Source organism: Desulfosporosinus sp. FKA (assembly GCF_002196785.1).
Classification (GTDB): Bacteria; Bacillota; Desulfitobacteriia; order Desulfitobacteriales; family Desulfitobacteriaceae; genus Desulfosporosinus; species Desulfosporosinus acididurans.
Genome location: NZ_NAHZ01000034.1, coordinates 148627 through 167607 on the forward strand (window position 1 = coordinate 148627; position 18981 = coordinate 167607).

16 protein-coding genes are annotated in these 18981 nt (G+C 39.4%); 5 read left to right on the forward strand and 11 right to left on the reverse strand.

Features of this window, described 5'->3' with window-relative positions; all coding sequences use genetic code 11:
• Positions 1 to 9: 9 nt before the first annotated feature.
• From B5771_RS21900 to B5771_RS21925, 6 genes are all read right to left on the reverse strand, one after another.
• Positions 10 to 1068 (reverse strand): PocR ligand-binding domain-containing protein, encoded by a 1059-nt coding sequence (locus B5771_RS21900; RefSeq protein WP_088189429.1) that lies wholly within the window; start codon positions 1066 to 1068, stop codon positions 10 to 12.
• A gap of 556 nt (positions 1069 to 1624) precedes the next feature.
• On the reverse strand, positions 1625 to 2095 hold the full coding sequence (gene greA, locus B5771_RS21905) for a transcription elongation factor GreA (protein ID WP_088189430.1): 471 nt from the start codon (positions 2093 to 2095) through the stop codon (positions 1625 to 1627).
• Between the two features lie 222 nt (positions 2096 to 2317).
• Positions 2318 to 2653: a hypothetical protein gene (locus tag B5771_RS21910; RefSeq protein ID WP_088189431.1), complete on the reverse strand. Its 336-nt coding sequence runs from the start codon at positions 2651 to 2653 to the stop codon at positions 2318 to 2320.
• A gap of 147 nt (positions 2654 to 2800) precedes the next feature.
• Complete coding sequence (locus tag B5771_RS21915) at positions 2801 to 3574, reverse strand: SGNH/GDSL hydrolase family protein (protein ID WP_088189432.1); 774 nt, start codon at positions 3572 to 3574, stop codon at positions 2801 to 2803.
• A 493-nt stretch (positions 3575 to 4067) separates the two neighbouring features.
• A complete protein-coding gene (locus tag B5771_RS21920; RefSeq protein ID WP_140417776.1) occupies positions 4068 to 4691 on the reverse strand; it encodes an Ig-like domain-containing protein in 624 nt (207 codons plus the stop codon).
• Positions 4692 to 4716: 25 nt separating this feature from the next.
• Entirely contained in the window at positions 4717 to 8268 is a 3552-nt protein-coding gene (locus B5771_RS21925; protein WP_088189434.1) for a hypothetical protein, read from the reverse strand.
• Between the two features lie 964 nt (positions 8269 to 9232).
• On the opposite strand from B5771_RS21925, the gene B5771_RS21930 reads away from it, so the two are divergent.
• The 3 genes from B5771_RS21930 (at position 9233) to B5771_RS21935 (ending at position 11191) form a co-directional block, all read left to right on the forward strand.
• A complete protein-coding gene (locus B5771_RS21930) occupies positions 9233 to 9502 on the forward strand; it encodes a hypothetical protein (protein WP_088189435.1) in 270 nt (89 codons plus the stop codon).
• Positions 9503 to 9674: 172 nt separating this feature from the next.
• Positions 9675 to 9821, forward strand: coding sequence for a hypothetical protein (locus B5771_RS24445; RefSeq protein WP_172408344.1), 147 nt, complete (start codon positions 9675 to 9677; stop codon positions 9819 to 9821).
• Between the two features lie 887 nt (positions 9822 to 10708).
• Positions 10709 to 11191, forward strand: a complete 483-nt coding sequence (locus B5771_RS21935; RefSeq protein WP_088189436.1) for a peptidoglycan-binding protein — start codon at positions 10709 to 10711, stop codon at positions 11189 to 11191.
• Positions 11192 to 11229: 38 nt separating this feature from the next.
• Here B5771_RS21935 and B5771_RS21940 read toward each other — a convergent pair whose 3' ends face one another.
• From B5771_RS21940 to B5771_RS21950, 3 genes are all read right to left on the reverse strand, one after another.
• On the reverse strand, positions 11230 to 12693 hold the full coding sequence (locus tag B5771_RS21940; protein ID WP_088189437.1) for an amino acid permease: 1464 nt from the start codon (positions 12691 to 12693) through the stop codon (positions 11230 to 11232).
• A gap of 360 nt (positions 12694 to 13053) precedes the next feature.
• Entirely contained in the window at positions 13054 to 13737 is a 684-nt protein-coding gene (locus B5771_RS21945) for a response regulator (RefSeq protein ID WP_088189438.1), read from the reverse strand.
• A 1-nt stretch (position 13738) separates the two neighbouring features.
• Positions 13739 to 16420 (reverse strand): sensor histidine kinase KdpD, encoded by a 2682-nt coding sequence (locus B5771_RS21950; RefSeq protein WP_088189439.1) that lies wholly within the window; start codon positions 16418 to 16420, stop codon positions 13739 to 13741.
• Between the two features lie 256 nt (positions 16421 to 16676).
• Between B5771_RS21950 and B5771_RS21955 the strand changes: the two genes are divergently transcribed.
• Positions 16677 to 16997 carry a hypothetical protein gene (locus B5771_RS21955; protein WP_088189440.1) on the forward strand — a complete coding sequence of 107 codons (321 nt, stop codon included), beginning with the start codon at positions 16677 to 16679 and terminating at the stop codon, positions 16995 to 16997.
• Positions 16998 to 17234: 237 nt separating this feature from the next.
• On the opposite strand, the gene B5771_RS21960 is transcribed toward B5771_RS21955, so the two are convergent.
• Together B5771_RS21960 and B5771_RS21965 are read right to left on the reverse strand one after the other, a co-directional pair.
• Entirely contained in the window at positions 17235 to 17354 is a 120-nt protein-coding gene (locus tag B5771_RS21960) for a DUF4023 family protein (RefSeq protein ID WP_047809394.1), read from the reverse strand.
• Positions 17355 to 17455: 101 nt separating this feature from the next.
• Positions 17456 to 17746 carry a hypothetical protein gene (locus B5771_RS21965; protein WP_088189441.1) on the reverse strand — a complete coding sequence of 97 codons (291 nt, stop codon included), beginning with the start codon at positions 17744 to 17746 and terminating at the stop codon, positions 17456 to 17458.
• A 451-nt stretch (positions 17747 to 18197) separates the two neighbouring features.
• Here B5771_RS21965 and B5771_RS21970 point away from each other — a divergent pair, with 451 nt between their 5' ends.
• A complete protein-coding gene (locus tag B5771_RS21970; protein ID WP_088189442.1) occupies positions 18198 to 18944 on the forward strand; it encodes a C1 family peptidase in 747 nt (248 codons plus the stop codon).
• Positions 18945 to 18981 lie beyond the last annotated feature (37 nt).

The following is an 18981-nucleotide window of genomic DNA, read 5'->3' on the forward strand; positions in this document are numbered from 1 at the left end:
GTGTAAATTCTACATTTCAGAAGCTAATGCATTTAGCTGTTCAGTTAACGCAGAAATTTCCTCAACACTAGAAGTAACCTCTTGAATCGCTGCAGCTTGCTGTTCTACAGTTGCAGTAGTTTCATTTCCCATATCAACGGTTTTATGAACCGAATCAATGATTGAAGTTGTAAGTTCTTTGATCTTTCCCACAGTTTGTTTGGAATCATCCGATAATTTACGAATCTCTTGAGCTACAACGCCGAACCCTAAGCCAGCTTCTCCTGCTCTTGCTGCTTCAATCGCAGCATTTAAGCCGAGCAGACGAGTTTCATCGGCAATTTCCTTAATGAAGTCCATGACATTATTGATTTGCCCTGTCACAGCATTTACATTCTTGATTTCTGCGTTGAGATTTAATTGATTGTCATTGACAACGGTTGATGAAGCCGCTAATTGTTGCATAGTAGCAGATATCTGATGAAGACTATCATTAAGTGTTGCAGCGGTTACTTTCAATTTTCGCTGTTGAAATACAGTTTTGGACAAAGTATTAGCTACAATAAAGAGAACGTTGGCAGCCGCCTCGATCCTTTCACGTGATAACTGTGTAACTTCGTGAACAGATTCGACATATCCATCAGGATCAACGCCAATCTCCCCAGCGATACGAAGGTATTTAGCTTCCTCAGGAGCAGAGGTTAACACTTGTCCACCCAAAATAGTTCCGATTTGATGCCCTTCAAGCATAATCGGGGCCGCAAAATCTATAAGCCCTGCATGACATTCGTAGACTACCGGTTTTCCAGTTCGAGCGGCTTCCTCACCGCCTTTTCTATGGGATTCCGCACATCTTTTATCACCCCGTTCAGTTGAATGGGTATAATGACTACAAAATCTTGTATAACTGCTCGGATTGGTGACTGGATTTCCCTCTAAATCTACCGTCACACTAGCTAATCCGCATCCCTTTGCAAAGTCATCCTGAAACTGTTGTAGGAAATCAAGGTCAATAACATCAGTAATTTTTATTTGGGACAGATCGTGTTGAGAGAGAGTCAGATTACTTATTATTTCCTTTTGTACCATTTTTCATTTCCTCCCTAAATAATCTTAACAACTTGAACCTTTTCTACATCTTTTGAATATACTGATAACTTTTCTGGTAATAAAACCACTAGAGGCCTAGTATCAATCTCTCAAACTTTTGGAATCTCAACATTTACTTATAATATAAGTTCGACTAAATTCGTTATTTAATTTATAATTTTATTATTATTGTTTAATTTATCTTAGATTTCGACATCTGTCAAACCAATGTTTTCCATTAATCGTTTCACCTTTATCCTACGTCCTTGGACACAACACATTTACTTTCACTAAATTCTCATGTCATGGATCGGTTGTGTATGCTGTTTTAGCCTAGACTTCTAAAAACGATACTAAATTATGGACTCAAAAGGGATAGCTCCTTGCTATCCCCTTATTTAACCCTTATATTCTTTTATGGGCAGTGTCCTCAGATATTGTTTCGAGAGTCCAAATCTTCATAATCCGTCCCTATCCCTATACATCTTGAGAAATACAATTATTTCTTTTCCCTTAACAAACCAAGCAATATCCTCAATTTTATAAGTTTCTAAGTCTAGGAAATATCTAAAATTTGATATTGCACAAAACCTGAGGGAGCTGACACATTTACAAGAGATCCCTTTGATTTGCCAAGAACTGCTCTCCCGACAGGAGATTCATTAGAAATTTTATTGGTATCAGGGTCTGCCTCGACAGAACCTACTATGTAATACTCTTCGTCATCATCAAACTCGACATCTCTCAAAAGCACTTTAGCCCCCAGAGTTACAACGTCAGTTTCCTTAACATCGCGAATAACCTTTACATTACCAAGCATTTTCTCTAGAGCAATAATCCTTGTTTCAATAAAGGCTTGTTCATCTTTAGCATCATCATACTCCGAATTTTCGCTGATATCTCCGAAATCAATGGCCTGTTTTATGCGGCCTGCAACTTCCTTCCGTTTCACGGTCTTATACAGTTCTAACTCTTCTTCAAGTTGCTTTAAACCTTCTGCCGTTAAAATGGTTTCATTATCAGCCATGTCTTCTTGCTCCCTTATTTTAGCTTATCGTTTAATAAGTAAGTGCAAAAATCATTGCAATTTGATGAAACAATTATAATAGTACTTGTATATATTGTCAAATTTTGAATAATATTGCACAGTAAATTCACCTTATCACAAATCTAAATCTTAGAGCTGTAATTAATCCGGCTGAGAAGAGTTGTTAAAGCAGGTATAAATACGCAGATTTATTCCAATCGTTTAAATCGTTAAATATTGGGTTAGAAAATCATTAGGGAGCACTTTGTAACTCAAAACTATTTCCTGATCAAGTGTTTGGGCGATTATTAGGAATCCTAAAACATTGAGCACAATTTTCGAATCTTCGTCTTCTTGAATTAGAATTAGAGAACAATATTTATTATTCAAGAAGAAGGTCATTAAAATTGAACAAACTGCCTCCGCAAATCCACGTGAATTCTCTAAATTCGGTGAAAAATAAATGCGTTTTCCTGTTAACGTCTCCAGCTCAATATGGGCAGGCAATAACTCCTTTATAAGTTCCGTCAAATCTTCACTTTCCCATCGTACTATCATTTCTTTCCCCCTTAGTCGTCCGAAAGCAACGAGGGATTCTGTCTACAGTTATATTAAATGCAATAGATAGTAATTTATGTTCGCCTTTAGGAATAAACCATAACAAAAAGAAATACTCCCACGTTGCTGCTGGGAGTACTTCCGTGTTTAAGTTGTTGGGAGATGGACGATAGTGGCTGAATTCACTTCGTTATTTATCACAGTTACTAATCGTTGATAAATAAAATTTGACATTAGCTTATTACCCTTATCGTTGGGATGAAGAACGTCTTCGAGCAGTTCACTTAAACTATGATGATCCTTAGGAAATGCACTCCAGACATCTAACAAGTTTGACCCTGTCTTAGCAGAAACGTCAATTATTGTAGATCTGATTCCGGCAAATTTTGACTCATCCAGAGAGATCATGGGTGGTTCTACAATGCAAAATATATCTGCGTTGGGAGCTCGGCTTTTAATAATAGTTATTAACTCCGTATATTTTTCACTAAATTGTTCTGGAGTTGAAAAATTCCTGTCGATTCTCCCTAAACAAATAAATACAGCATCTGTGCTGCTGCTTATTTCCTTAGCTTTATTTAAGGCATAATCAATAAGCTTTCCTGACGAACCTTTATTATCCCAGACTATTTTGTGTCCAAAGGTGTCAAACAAGGATTTATTCAAATCTGAATTCCAACCCGTTACAGAGGGATCGGACGCACCTTGACTAACAGAAATTGAGTCGCCCAGAATCACGGCATTAATTGTACCATTTTTAAGCTTACTAATGCCCTTCAAGGGTTGATGTTTAGTAACTGTTACAGCGGTTGGAGCGGTCTCACTTTTCTGAGATGCCCGCAGTGGTTGTCGAATACTAAGGCCCAGACCTGCCAATACGAATATTAATAAAACCAAAATAGATACACTTATTCTTTTCATTAATTCATTCCTATTTTCTTGTGTTAAATTACATTTGATATTTTTTCCAAAATAAATTCGATAATCAATTTTAAAATTGTTATTTATTCGAACAACGCGTAAGATATTAAACTTTAGTATCTGAAAAACTTAAAACAAAATTTAATGTTTGTTAATATATTATACTATATATTTTTATTTTGTCAGTATATATAAATATGGTAATTTTATGTTTAAAAAATAATGTTATTTGCAAACAAAGACCCTTTACCTCAACACTTTTAATTTTAAAAAAGTTCTGCCTTAGTATGCACAAGGCCTTGCTGTCATTCCAATAACTCTGCATTCAGCAACTCGAGGTTCATGATCTTGTTGATCCAAAAATAATTGCCACAATTTCCAAAATTATCTTTTAGACACCGCTTCATCAGCAATTAAAATAGGCCAGTCGGTTTCTATATCGACTGGCCTGTTCATTATTGATCAAATATGCATCGTCTTCTGTAAGGAAGAGTTAATTTACAATATAGACTTGACTTTGCAGCAGTTTCCCTGTGCTATCATAGGCATAGACCGTCACTTTACTGCCCTGCTTCAGCCCAACCATTCCCACACTGTAGCTATTATTGCCCTGATATATCATACTGGTCGAATTGATCTTAACACTGAAAACATCGGGCCCCGTAGCCACAGAAAAATTCGTAAATAAACTGGAATAGCTATCCGATACGGAATAGATCTCACTGCCCGCCGAAGTTACTGTAAACGGCATTGCAATGGGCTGAGCCAAGTGTTGCTTTCCCCCATTGAAGGTTAAATCTCCGCTGATATAAAGCCAATATTTATTCCCTGCAAGATATGCAGATACAGGTGTTACCTGAACGGTAAGACCGTCAGAGGAAAGACTCAGGGTGGTGCCTATCAGGTTGTTGCTATCATCGGTAACATAAATGTTACCTTTATTAATGCCAGCACTGTCCATCGGGGCACTAAGTTTTACTGTCCAAACTTTATGGGCATCTGTCGTTGTCTGCATTTGCCAAGTAGTATATCCGTCAGGTACAGTTGCGGCTTGAGCCGGAACTACCCATATCAACAAGGAGACTATAATTAAAAGAAATGAGAAGTATTTTTTCACCATATACACCTCCAGTTTATCTGTTTTATTTGGTCCTAACCCTTAAATCACCTGTAGAATAGTACTTCAGAATATTTGTCAACAGACTTGAGTCATGCATAAGTTTATACAGGCTGTAATAACCACTAATGTCTGTTTTGGGAGCCAAGCTGTATGCCTTTGAGCCACTGATTTTTTGATAACAAGTTTGTAAGACATTTCCGCTGCTGTCTAATGCAGTAATTGTTACGTCAAAGGCGGCCAAAGATGTGTTCGATCCTGTTTTTGTGGAAGATGTTGAAGAGCTTGTCGAGGTGGGTAAACTACCTGTAGCAAATGAAATATTATATTTCTGCCCACTAGAATCAACAATCGGCAAACTACTTGTATACGGTGTTGTAGAATTGATTAAAACTTTTACCGATTTAACACTACTATCTGTATAAATATCAAGAGAGTTAATCGTATCTGTCACTGAAGATTGGCCGCCAGCGGATGGTGTATTACTAATAGACGTCTGTTTGTTAGCAATAGAAGTGATGTACTTCGTTGGAACATCCAGATAAATTTGATTCAAGGAGTTTTGATTAATATAATTGACAAAACTTCCGTCTAACATGCAAGAACCCAAGGCCCCTCGGTCAGTAGTCGTTGGCAAAGAGATAGAAATTTGCGCAGATACTGGAACGTCAGCGGTACCTTGGTAAATTGCTGTTTTAGGAATCGTCAGACTGATTTTCTGATTTTTAATAGGATCAAAATTAGACACCGGCGGCAACGTAATTGTAAGAGTGTCATTGTTCGTTAGGGCACTGGTAATTACGAAGTCACTCATGGCACTATTGCTGGATAGAGCGGTTTGAACCAAAGCCCAGCTAGTGGGATCTAAGTCAGAAGTGAAACCTTTTACTAATAATCTAATTTTCGAGCTGTTCGTGGGCAAACTCGGATCCCAACTAGCGCCTCCACTAAGTGTAATTGCAATTGACTTGCCTCCTGATGCCACATCGGAAACCGAAGTAATAGTAGAGTTCATATTGACAGAAATTGAAGAACTTGTCTGCCCAATTTGTAGTTTATTAACAGCATCCGTTAAGGCTTTTGTAGAACTTAAAGTCTCATTAATCAACATCGGAAAGGGTGGCGGATTATCACCCCCGTTAATTTTAAACGTAACCGTTTCAGAACCATTCGCTAAGGTGGTTGAAATCGGCGGGAGCTTAATTGTTAGAACACCATTGCTGCGTGTGACATTTTGGGATTTGATTACAGGTTCGATAACATTGGTCCAGTTAGTGCTAGTGCCAACTGACGAAAAATAAGTTAAAAGTTTATCGACTTTTGCTTCGGTCGTCACATCAGATGCCCAAGTAGCATTATTTAACGTTAGGATTATGGTCCTACCGCCAGTTGCCACTGCCTTGCTGTCCAATGGAGTAGTAACTGCCGTACCACTTAAGGTAACCGTAACAGCTTTGATCGTAATCGAGCCGGCATTTATATCTGAATTAGTCAATACAGTAAGCTTGTTTGGGCTATTGTGAATTGTAACGTTAATTGTTTGATCTTGGCTGATGGTATAATTTGCAATTGAAGGAAGAGTAATCGTGAGTACTTTGTCACTTGTTCGGACAACATTAGAAGAATTAAGCGCTGGCACAACATCGTTTTGCCAAACTAAATTATCTGTAGTAGTCGTTAAACCAGCTATCAACGAGTTCAATTTTGCACTATTACTTACAATATCGGGGGCCCAAATATCATTATTTAAAGTAATAACCATAGTTTTTCCGCCGGTAACAATATCTGATTCTGATGCCGTGGTTATAGTCCCGGAAACGGTTGCAGTTTGATTATTGACCGGGGAAATACTGATATCGAATGGGGTTTCTTCATAATTAGTTGTGGGGGAAATTAAAGTGCTTGGAGTATAATTACCATCTGAAACAGACCTTGATTTTATATCTAATGCGCCTGTAATGTTGAAGCCAGGCACGGGAGGCAGGGTAATAGTAACTTGATTAGGATTATCTAAGGAATAAGTTGCACTAGCCTTGATGATTGGAATAGCGTTGTTCCAATTTGTAGTATCGGAAGGAGCTGCAGTGGTATTGCCCAGCAAATAATCAATGAGTTTTTCCCTCATAGTTTCATTTATAGTTACATTCGGTTGCCATGTGGTATTGGTAAGGGTGGCAACGATAGTCTTGCCCCCGTTAACTATATCCATTTCATTACACCCTTGTGCTAAGGTTCCAGTTACAGCGAGAGCAGGGTTGGCAGTGATCGTAAATGATAACTGGTTGGAAAGCGGGATGTTGTCGGTAAGAACTGTGGAAGGCACTTGAACAGTTACTGTTTGATCAGCAGCTATATTATAATCGCTTACTGCCGGAAGCGTGATTTTGAGAGTGTAGGGATCAGGGCAGCTAAAACAGTTTGTGGGGGATGATACTATGGCAGTTTTAATATTATTCCAAGCCGTTTGATCTGTAGCAGTAAAACCATTTAGAAGAGCAGTTTGCTTCGGGCTATTTAAACTCGTTAAATCAGATGCCCAAGTATTGCCGTTTAATTTCATTTCGAGAGTAGCGCCGCCACTTCTTATTAATGACTCGGAAAATGTTGGAGGAGTTGAAGGAGACCATTGAATTGAAGTAGCATTATTATTTATGGTAAATGAAGGATTGAGAATTGAAAATGAACTTGGGGAGCCAATGAGACTTCCAATTTGGGTACTATTTAACGTTACTGTTTGTGGCACAGATATATTATAACTGGGCGTTGGCGGAAGAGTAATAATAACTGTATGGTCATCAGCCCTACTAATCACTGCGCTGGGATCGGGCGCGGAAACCAGGGCATTGTAAACACTTGTATTCCATTGGTCGTAATCTGGAAGGCCAGTGTCCGCCGATAAGGATTTGAACAGCGTTTCTCGCTTAGTTGCGTTAGTAGCAATATAAGGATCCCACTGACAATTAACCAGTTTAATAGTGAGAGTCTTGCCTCCAGAAACGATATCCGCCTCAGTCGCTCCCTCGGTTAGTGAACCTGAGAGAATAGCTTTAGGCGTTGCAGTGATAGTAAAGGTGCTCGACGCAATTGGTGATGAGGAATCTTCCAAAAGGGAGGCAGGAGGGGTAAAGGTGATTGTTTGGTCCTGTTGAATATTGTAATTTGTATATGTCGGGAATGCTATGCTGATGCTGGTATGGTCAGAACTGACTGTTATATTACTAGCATTATTACTAGCATTATTTAGTAATTGGTTCCATAGATCTTGATCGGACGAAGCTCGAAAGGCATTTTTTAAGTTAGGAATCAACAGAGAATTAATGGTGCCCGGAGAAACAGAGTCAATACTTGCTCCCCAGTATATCCCAGATGGTAAGGTAAAGGTGGCCGTGAAGCCGCTGATTGATTCTACATCTCCTTCGGTCACTGTCGATGGAGTCGTAGTGATACTAATGGAACCTGCACCCAAAGCAGTTGCCGGAAACATCGAGATCAGCAGAATCAAGATTGCCAAACAGGATAACCATTTTTTGCTTAGACTATTAGTCCGAGATCTAAATATATCTTTCATAAAAAACAACACTTTCTCTCCTTTCTGTCTTGAAGAAAATTAGTGAATTTCCACTCTTAGAATAACTTTGTGATGTTTTGCGCTAAAATAGATACCTCCCTCGTAACCAGAAACAGCTGGAATCAGTATGAATGAATTGTTAGATATGACTATTCAATTAAAACAACTCCTATCTTATTACATCGGTAAATATTGTCTAAAACTTTAGTGTATTTCTAGGACTAAAGCACTATAACTTCTCTTATATCTTAAAGCATTTGCTAGTTTCCAAATTTGTTATAAATTATAGCATATCTTCGACAATTTTCCGGTCGAATCGTGTCGCTTAGTAACCTTCGTTTGAAAAATGAACAGTATTACATAACTTCAAGTGCGCACAAAAATAACACCAACCATAATTAGTGTTGGTGTTAGAGCTTTCCCCTATATTGAGCGAAAGTATATTCCTATTAGAGAGAAGAATGAAACCACCTATTTCTAGCACAAAACTAATTCAGCGCAAATTCTTAACAAGGATACCACAATCAAGGCAAATTAGTATTAGAAATAATATAAGTTTCATCTTACTTCACGTCCCATCACATTATAGCGACACCAATATTGCTGACCCCTGTTAACCTCACAAAAGCTTACTCATACTTATAAAAGAAATACCCCTCACTTGGAGAGGTACAGTAAGAAGGAATAGATTGAATGGATTGACTAGCTGCATGCTGATCCTGCTAATAATAGTAAAGCAGATCTGTGATGCTTATATGATCATTATGTGAAGAATTTATTAAAAAGTGATTTTTGGTTTGGTTAATGGAATAGATAAAATGGGGCATACTAGGACTTGATTTACATAATTACAAACTTGATCTAAGATACAATGATGATTAAATGTCTCCTAAACAGGTGTTTCTCTTTTTGTGTCGAATTTAGTTAGATGATCAGAATAAAAGATATTATCATTTATTAAAGGAGAGAAATTATGAGTTATCAAATTACAGGTTCTATTGTTAATGATGAGGGTGTTAAATATGCTATAGTTTTGGTCAATCATGATGTTGTACAGAATATTAACCAAAACGAAGAAGCTATAAATGCATATCGCCATGTTTTCCCGGGTATGCCCATCATCCTATTGGGCCGTGATTGGGAGGGAAAATCTACTTATTACGGGCAAAAAGAGATTGTTGATTATATTTCGAAAATAGATCCTCAAAGAATTCCCTGGAGACGATATATAATTGCCGATTAATTGGCCCTTATTTCTTCCCGAAACCTATAAAAAACTCAAAGCATCTGGAACTCTAGTCAGTTGCTTTGAGTTTTTTTAAGTAAAAACCATATACATAATTGGAATAAATTACCGTTTTAGATTAGTCTCTTTTGCAAAAACTAGATCTAGTTTATGTAAAGGAGATAAGAGCATGGCAACCTTAGGTAAAAGTAACAATACAGATTTCTTACCGAAAGAAAACTCACCCAAATCCGGAATTATAACCCCGAAAACGAAGGTTATAGCCCAAAAGACGGATATTCCCACGAATGAGAATACTGACCCCAGTCACGATTAAACAAATGACTCATCATTAACAGAGCAGTTTTGTCTGCTCTGTTTTTTATAAGATCATTTACTAAGGATCGGTAAACATTAAAAAACGCAATCATAGTTTGATAATCCCTTAGGCTTCTTCAACTCTTTGATCTTAGAAAAAAGGATAATTTCCTTCCAAATACTTTAGACGTCATCAAGCAATGAACTTTCTTTGGACATGCTGAATAGTCTATATCAAGCATTATGTCTCATTATGAACATCCTTAGCAAAGGGGCGAAGAAGATGATTATTACGGCTTTACTCATTATGATTTTTTTATTGTCAATAATTATCCAGGAAATAAAGAGACTCCGAAGATTGCTCCCATCAGCACGTCCTCCCTTTAACCAATATCATTTTTAGTTATAAAATGTGCTCTCCCATGGCAAAATAAATATAAGATCTCCGCGTCCGGAGATCTTATTGCGCAATGTCCCATAGCCTTTTTGGTTTTTTGTCTATAGGACAAACCTTACATTATAAAATTTGAGGTTATTTCCTTTCGGAATTTTTGAAAATAGAAAAACGCCCCTTTGGGAACGCCTCTGTTCTCAATTGGTAAAAATTACAGTAGCATTATAACACGGTAGGTCATGCATGTAAATATTGCTTTTTATTATCTTTCAAGAAGCCGAAAAACGTTTATTTTTGGCATCTTTGAACTAAGTGAACTCATGCAGCTAAAACTGAACATCGAGACTTCGGTGGGGAGACTCTACCCCCACCGAAGCAGAGTATGGGGGACCCACTCCCACTTATAGAAGCGGGAGTCTTACGATTGGATAAAAAACACTATAAATAACATTGTCCCTCCTTAACATAGATGTTTAACTTAACATACAATGCAAAAAAGGAGGGATGGAATTTTGAATCACCGCCATGGTTATGATCATTCACACGATTCTACGTGCTCCGTCTTAAAGGAAGGCTCTACAGGTCATGATGTTATAAAATTACAGGAGCTCTTACTGGCAAACGGTTATTCCCCAGGAAAAATTGATGGAGTTTTTGGACCAAAGACAAAATCAGCAGTGTTGTCGTTTCAGACGAAAAACAACTTGGTCCAGGATGGAATCGTGGGAAAGCATACATGGAGTGCTCTCGGGGTGCACTGTGGCTCACCGGCAATCGATCACTGCCCCACTCTTTATGAAGGGACTACTGGTCCGGCAGTCATCAATCTTCAAGGGATATTAAAACAAAAGAGATTTTACACAGGAATGATTGACGGAGTTTTTGGGCCAATTACTAAAACAGCAGTACTCGCGTTTCAATCAAGCATGGGATTAGTTCACGATGGAGTTGTTGGCAGGAAAACATGGAGTGCCCTCGGAGTTCATTGTTTCTAAGATCGCCGGGATATAAGGGAAAGAGAGGAGAATCTAATCTACCTCTCTTTTTCATGATCACACTTGGTTTTACCCTGTATTTTTGTTGCCAATTCCTCAGAGAATTCAGTGGATAAATTTCTCTGATAGTGATCAATTGCTAAGCCCCGTTTTTTAAAATTGCTTTTTGCTGATATTGGAGTTCTAACTATTCTCATCCCTAAATAGATGAGGGAATAGATTATGACCATGACAATACCTGTGACCAGTCCGGCGCTCTGTCCCGGAATAAACGGCATACTAATAAAAACCAAAATCATACTGATTAAAGCAAACCACGATGTATAGGGAAAGCCAGGCATCTGGCATTTTCCATGGGGAGGGCATCCTTTCTTTGTCCGGAAACGAATGTGGCAAGCCATAATAACTGCGTAGGTAAAAAGAAGAGCAAATCCGCCGGAAGTGATTAAGACAAGGTAAACTCTCGGAAACAAGTGGCCAAAACCTAACCCTAAGAGCATAGCCATACCGGAAAATAAGATTCCGCGATAAGGAACTTCAGTCTTATCCCTCAGCCACTTAGGAGCATGTCTTTCATCGCTTAAAGACCTGATCATGCGGCCTAAGCCAAAAACTGCAGCTAACATAGCAGAAAGGCTTGCAGAAATCAGCACCCCATTAAGAGCAGTACCGGCCCACAATATTCCTCTCCGATTAAGAGACATAACCATCGGGCTCATATTGTCACTGAGTGCGGCTGTAGGAACTAAAGGCAAGAGGACAGCTGCATAGAGAATATATAACCCAACAAGGGATAAGACAGTATAAGCAATCGCTTTCGGGATTGTTTTTTGTGGATTCTTGACCTCTGAGGCAGCTAAACCTATAATCTCAAAACCAGCATAAGCAAATATAACAATGAGCATACTTCCGGCGATTCCTTTCAATCCTCCGGGCATTAATGGCTCATGTACTAATTCTCCGGCTCCAATCGGCCGTGTTCCTGGGATAATACCTACAATAAGAACAATCCCTAAAATAATGAAAAACACAATAGCTAGTAATTTTATTGAAGAGAGACCACTTTCAAGCCTGCTTAACCAATGTGAACCAAGGAGATTTAAGAGTGTAACGCCTACGATCAGAAAGGTTCCTATTAGTCCTATGGGTAGGTTAGGAATCCATTGCCCCAAAAGAATTGGGATAGCCGTAGCCTCACTGGACATAGAGAAAATCGTACCAGTCCAGTATACCCACCCTACGACAAAACCCGTCCCCTCACCCAGCTCTTCCGCTGCAAAGGTGCTAAAGGATCCACCGTAAGGATTAGCTACCGTCATTTCCGACAAAGCGAAGAGGATAAAATAAACGAGAATTCCGGCGAAGATAAAGGATAGTAAAATAGAAGGCCCTGCGGCATTCATTGCAACCGATGTTCCCAAGAAAAACGAACCCCCGATAACGCTTCCTAAAGCCATCATAGTCAGATGCCCCGCAGACATACCTTTATTTTTATTCTCCATAATTTTCTCCCCTATTTTATAGATTTGATTTTTTCGAGCTGTTGGACATTATTGCCGAGCCGCCTTACCCAATGGGAATACTTAGCGGTGAAGGAGGACTCTACTCCACCTGAAGTTAACGAGGGACCCACCCCCCCACTTATAGAAGTGGAGGTCTTAAAAACTGGATAAACTGAAAAGCAATAGTTATTATTCCCGTAAATTTATAATGTATTTTCAAAAGAAAAGCCGGCAAAGGTGTCAATCACCCAGCCGGCTTACTATTTAGGGATTCCATATGTAGTTATTCATCAGCCTCAAGATAGTCCTGCTTAATGATTTTACTTCCTCTGTGGAAAGCAGCCGCTCTTCTTGCCTTTATTATAATAATCGATAACCCACCCCAGGTTCAGTAATAATATGGCGCGGGCGTGAAGGGTCGCTTTCAATTTTACGGCGAATTTGTCCAATAAATACCCTTAAATACTGGGTGTCATTTTCGTACGCCGGCCCCCAGACAGTCCGCAGTAGAAATTTATGGGTTAAAACTTTACCAGCATTTAATCCCAGATTTTTGATCAGCTCATATTCTGTCGGTGTCAGCTTAATTTCGCTATCAGTTACTCTGACCTGACGATGAGATAAGTCGAGCACTAAGTCATTGAATTTTAAGATCGGTTCATCTCCAACTCGTTCCGAATGACGTAAGGCTGCACGCATTCGGGCCAGCAATTCACCCATACTGAAAGGCTTTGTCACATAATCATCCGCTCCATTGTCGAGGGCAGTTATCTTATCCGCCTCCTGTTCTTTAACGGATAAAATGATGATTGGAACCTTTGACCACTCCCTTATTTTATTAAGAACATCCATTCCATTCATATCTGGCAGCCCTAAATCCAAAATCACAAGGTCTGTACTGTTTAAGGCAACTTCGTCTATACCGGCCTGGCCCGTTCCTGCTTCTCTCACCTCATACCCATGACTAGTTAAACTAACCCTCAGAAACCTGCGAATCTGTGTTTCATCATCGATGATTAAGATTCGATGTCCTTTCGTATCCATTTTAATCGCCTCCTTCGACTTGAACTTGATCGGAGAGATCATAATCCAAGGGCAAATTAAAGATAATGGTTACGCCGCCGAGTTCATTATTTTCAGCCCAGATATCCCCGTTATGGGCTTCAATAATTCCTTTGCAAATCGACAAACCCAAACCGGAACCACTGACTTGAAGCGGAGAACTCAGTCGATAGAACTTGTCAAATACCTTGCTTAAATCTGTTTCAGGAATAGGATTTCCGCGATTGGCAACAGCAATTTCTAAGGCTTGTCCAACTTGCTTAACAAAAATAAGAATTTTGCTTCCTGGTTCCGAGTACTTAACCGCATTGTCCAGCAAGTTAACTAATACTTGCTCTATCAATGCATAATCCGCTTGAACTAAAGGCAACCCTGCCGGAATCTTTATGTCAAGCAATCGTTTAGCCAGAATGATATCTAAGCGGTTAATCGCTACGCCGATTATATCCTGAATATCACACCAATCTTTATGCAGTTTAAGCATTCCGCTTTCCAAGCGGGCCATATCCAAGAGATTATTGACAAAGCGATTCATTCTTTCAGCGCCTTGCAAAATCGATTGTAATAAATCATGTCGTGCATCCGGCGAATATACAGAATCATGGTCCTCCAAGAGCCCTGTAGCTGCACCGATAATTGAGGATAGCGGTGTTCTTAGGTCATGGGACAAAGAATTGAATAACGCTGTGCGCAGGCGTTCGGACTCTGCTAAAGCATGAGCTTGTCTTGCCTCGTCAGCTAATGTAATGCGATTGATTGCCAGTGCAGCCAAACCGGCAAAGGCATCTAGAAAACGGATTTGTTGAGGATTGACAATTTCTTTTTGCCGAAAAAAACAAATTCCCAATACTCCTTGGGTACCTTGCTCGGTAACTAAAGGCAGATACAATCCTTTGGCAGACCCTAAAGTCTCAGTTCCTTTTCCTGCCTTTTGTCCTCTCTCAAAGACCCAATTGGCCACTGTCATTTCGCTTTCAGTCATCAAGTAATCCGTTGTTGAACCTTGCCGCATAACTAATTTATTTCGTTCATCAGGAAGCAAAATAACAACCTGACCATCTAAAGTTTCTCCGATCTTACGGGCAATACTGTCCAAAACTCTCTCCAGTTTATCAACCGCTGTTAAATCCCGGCTAAGAGAATACAACGCTGAAGCTTGCTGTTCACGCTGCCGGGAATAATTGATCTGATCTGTCAAACGACCGGAGAGAGTCCCTGTAACAAAACCGGCAAACATTAAAATAGCAAAACTTATAACATAACGAAAATCATAGACCCCAAAGGTGTAGAGAGGCGGCACAAAGAAATAATCGAAGATCATAACCCCTATCCCTGCGGTAATAACAGCAGGGAACTTCCCCCAACGGGCTGCGATGAGAAGAACAGGCAGCAAATAAAGCATAAGTATATTAACGGGACCCAAAAAAGACTCTATAGGCGCTACAACAAATGTCAGAGCTGTCATCATGGCAATGGACATCAAATAGGGTGCTATTGCCGCAGGCCAATGTCGACGGGAGATGAGGCCTTTAGAAAGACTATCATCGTTTTCTATTCGTTTAAGCTTCTGTTGTCGTTCCGCAGCTTCCTTCCGGCCTGATATAACGTGGACACTGATACCATGACTCTTGCGGATAACTTTAGCAACTATAGATCCATGCAATAATTCCTGAAAACGAGTTCGTTCCGGTTTCCCGATAATAATTTGAGAAACATTCCTCCTGCGAGCCAATGTCAAAAGTTCTTCAACGGTGTCATCACCATGGGGAGTAACAATTTCTGCGCCCAGCTTTTCAGCCATACGCAGGTTTTGGTCTATACTATCCTTTTCAGCTTCGTTTTGAGAAATTCCTCCTGGGAGAACTACATGAACAGCTAACCATTCCGCATTTTGCCGTGCAGCCATTCTTTTAGCGGTTCGAATCAGTTTGGCAGAAAAAGGATTGCCGCTTACACATACCATCACCTTTTCTCCTGATGGCCAGGGACCTGCAATACCATGATTCCGCATATACGATTCCATCTGACAGTCCACTCGTTTGGCAGTATAACGCAACGACATTTCCCGCAGGGCATTAATATTTCCAGGGCGAAAGAATTTACGAATCGCTTCTGCGGCTTCTCCGGGGACATAAATTTTGCCTTCTTTAAGCCTTTGTATCAGCTCATCAGGAGTAATATCCACCATCTGGATTTGAGAGGCCATTTCCAGAATACGATCAGGGACGGTCTCCTTGACTGTAACTCCTGTTATTTGAGCTACAACATCGTTGAGACTCTCTAGATGCTGAATATTCAGTGTAGTATAGACGTCAATTCCTGAAGCCAATAACTCTTCGACGTCCTGATAGCGTTTCTTATGGCGCAATCCAGGAATATTTGTGTGGGCTAATTCATCAACGACTACCAGTTGAGGTCGACGCGTTAAAAGAGCGTCTAAATCAACTTCTTCAGTGTAATTGCCTAGATATTCCTGGGTTTTAGCGATAACGGGAATACCTTTAAGCAAAGCCTCAGTTTCCGCCTGCCCATGAGTTTCAACGAAACCAATAACCACACCCACACCTTCGGTTAATCGTTCCTTTGCTGCTTCTAACATGGCATACGTCTTGCCCACTCCGGCGGCCGCACCCAAGAATACAGTCAGTTTTCCCTGGTCTTTCATGAATGAATCACCTGCACACAAAACTTTAGCGTTAAAGACAAATTGTTTAGAGATTATAATACTTGTTTACTCAATATTTGACAATATCCCTAGCCAATAAACCAACTATACTTATCATAGTTTAGCAATTATCAGAGAGCATTTTCCGCCAAAGATTGTGTAAGAAAATACATAGACTCAGTTCAGAATATAAGGTAAAATATTGGTTGGAGTCAGTTTGCTGCATTATGTATGTCAGAATATGGAGGGCCATTATATGTTGAAAGATAATCCTAATAAAATATGGGTCGTTGCAAAACCGTTCCAAGCAAATAATCCTGAATATACCCAATATAACGAAGTTGAAGAAGCACTATCCGATTTTGACGATTGGACAGATGATACTGAAACTATTGCGGGTTGCGAAGTATTGTACCGGGGAGTTACCTTAATGCAATCGTTCAAAGGTAACGTTAGCGGAGGACTTTGCGAACAAATTCACCCCGATTGCTCTGTCAGAAAGAAATTACCCAATTCTGAAGAAATACTTAGCTGTGAGAAATGTGTTACAAGGTTAATGTTAGACCACGTTGAATAGGACTTAATTTATACCCAAGCTCTCAAATGAGGGCTTTTTCTTTTTGAATTTCTTTTTAGCTATAACAAGAGCTGCTAAAAATGAATTTGCTATAGTAATTTGCTCAAGGTATTTTGGGATTAGCAAGAAAAAGGCCCAAAAGGCGTCAGATACGTCCTCTCAGGCTAATTTTCTGTACATACATTTTCGATAGCTGTTTGGCAAAAGCTATCTTTATCGTTCAGATCCTCTTTAGGGTTATTTGTTGGTACTATGCTGTTTATTGGGCAGCTTGCGATCGGGATTTCCTTTACCCTGATGTTTCTTATTTTGCTCGGCCTTCTCCTGAGCTTGAAGTATTTTATCTAAATTATCCATGGTTAACCCCTCCTTGAAATTTGAACCCTTCTTAATTTAACCAAACCACAAAATTAAAATGCTTGGGAGCAAAAATTTATTGAAGAAGGCAACCAACAAGCTTAAAGATAAAATAGTACTTTTACTTCATTTTTTGCTTCAAGTTCTAAGCAGACGTCTTCTTGTTTGGGATTATAATTGACATTGATGATATCATCAAGTTTTATCCAAAAAACACTCGAATCAGCTCCCCATACAGAAACTTTATCATCAGCAAAATCAATGTTGGTCACTATTCCGAAATCCATGGTACATTCTACAACACATAAAACCTCTAAACACTTTAAGTTCTGACCCAAAAATTTTTGCTTAAGAAATTTTACAAATTCTATTTTAGAGGATAAGGTCAACAATCACTATTCCCCCTTATAACTATACATTTTCGTTATGACTTGTTATCCCTCTAGAAATCATCATACAACAACTCGGGGCGATAATCCAAGATATAATTTGAATTTCATTCTCCTTTAACCGATCGCAAAAAAAAATCCCCTCTTCAGGGGGGAATAAGGAGGAGGAAAGAAAAATGAAAAAACCTTTATGTTAACCGCTTAAGAGCGAGGAGTTTTCTGTTTGCTATGTTGTAACTATCATAAAATATAATTGTTACTCTTCCGTGATCTTTATATGAAGAATCTGTTAAGAATTAAAAAATTTTATTACAAAGCCCAATGTAAAATACAACCAGACAATTCTGTTCATCGAAGAGCTTATTCACATTTTAGGACAATCACACGTACTATAATCTGAAAACAGATTCCTAAGGGAATTCGTTACAGAATATTTAGCGAGTGAGGAAAACCTATGGCAAAAAAAGTGTATAAGCTCAAACAAGATAAGGCTGACGAGAGAGATAAACTATTTTACACCTCTCTCTATAAGCAAATGCCCCTTCCCCACGTCGTAGATCTGCGCAGCGGATGTTCTCCTGTTGTTGATCAAGGTGAATTAGGCAGTTGTACTGCTAACGCAATTGCCTCTGGATTACGTGAATACTTGGAACTCCGCAGCGGAAAATTGACACCATTGAGCCGCTTATGGCTTTATTGGGGGGAACGCAAACTGGAAGGAACAGTAGATGACGATGCGGGAGCTAGTATTCGGGATGGTATGAAGGTTCTGCATAAGTTCGGCTGTTCTCCGGAAAGTGATTGGCCCTATGATATTACAAAATTCAAAGAAACCCCGCCCATTATTTCATTTATTGATGCTCTTCATTTTAGAATTAGTGAATATCACAGGGTGCAGAACTTATCAGACCTCAAATCTGCTTTAGCAAAAGGGTACCCCGTTGTCATCGGCATCAAGATCTATGAAAGTTTTGAATCACAAGCGGTTGCCGAAAATGGAATTGTACCACTCCCTCAAAAAGACGAACAATACCTTGGTGGGCATGCAGTATTAGCTGTAGGATACAAAGACGATAATGATAATTCAGGGATAGTTATCTGCCGCAATTCCTGGGGGGGAAATTGGGGAGATAATGGCTATTTCTTTCTTCCCTACGGTTATTTCGCTGAAAATGTTTTAGATATGTGGACTGGAAAATGATCCGTTATTAGTGAATTCTATCGCGCTGAAGGTATGG

Bases quoted from the DNA above. Each gene is read 5' to 3' on its own strand.
- B5771_RS24445 (WP_172408344.1), top strand. From the start codon at position 9,675: ATGGCAACCTTAGGTAAAAGTAACAATACAGATTTCTTACCGAAAGAA.
- B5771_RS21945 (WP_088189438.1), bottom strand. From the start codon at position 13,737: ATGGATACGAAAGGACATCGAATCTTAATCATCGATGATGAAACACAG.
- B5771_RS21970 (WP_088189442.1), top strand. From the start codon at position 18,198: ATGGCAAAAAAAGTGTATAAGCTCAAACAAGATAAGGCTGACGAGAGA.
- B5771_RS21950 (WP_088189439.1), bottom strand. From the start codon at position 16,420: ATGAAAGACCAGGGAAAACTGACTGTATTCTTGGGTGCGGCCGCCGGA.
- B5771_RS21955 (WP_088189440.1), top strand. From the start codon at position 16,677: ATGTTGAAAGATAATCCTAATAAAATATGGGTCGTTGCAAAACCGTTC.
- B5771_RS21940 (WP_088189437.1), bottom strand. From the start codon at position 12,693: ATGGAGAATAAAAATAAAGGTATGTCTGCGGGGCATCTGACTATGATG.
- B5771_RS21930 (WP_088189435.1), top strand. From the start codon at position 9,233: ATGAGTTATCAAATTACAGGTTCTATTGTTAATGATGAGGGTGTTAAA.
- B5771_RS21910 (WP_088189431.1), bottom strand. From the start codon at position 2,653: ATGATAGTACGATGGGAAAGTGAAGATTTGACGGAACTTATAAAGGAG.
- B5771_RS21915 (WP_088189432.1), bottom strand. From the start codon at position 3,574: ATGAAAAGAATAAGTGTATCTATTTTGGTTTTATTAATATTCGTATTG.
- B5771_RS21900 (WP_088189429.1), bottom strand. From the start codon at position 1,068: ATGGTACAAAAGGAAATAATAAGTAATCTGACTCTCTCTCAACACGAT.
- greA (WP_088189430.1), bottom strand. From the start codon at position 2,095: ATGGCTGATAATGAAACCATTTTAACGGCAGAAGGTTTAAAGCAACTT.
- B5771_RS21960 (WP_047809394.1), bottom strand. From the start codon at position 17,354: ATGGATAATTTAGATAAAATACTTCAAGCTCAGGAGAAGGCCGAGCAA.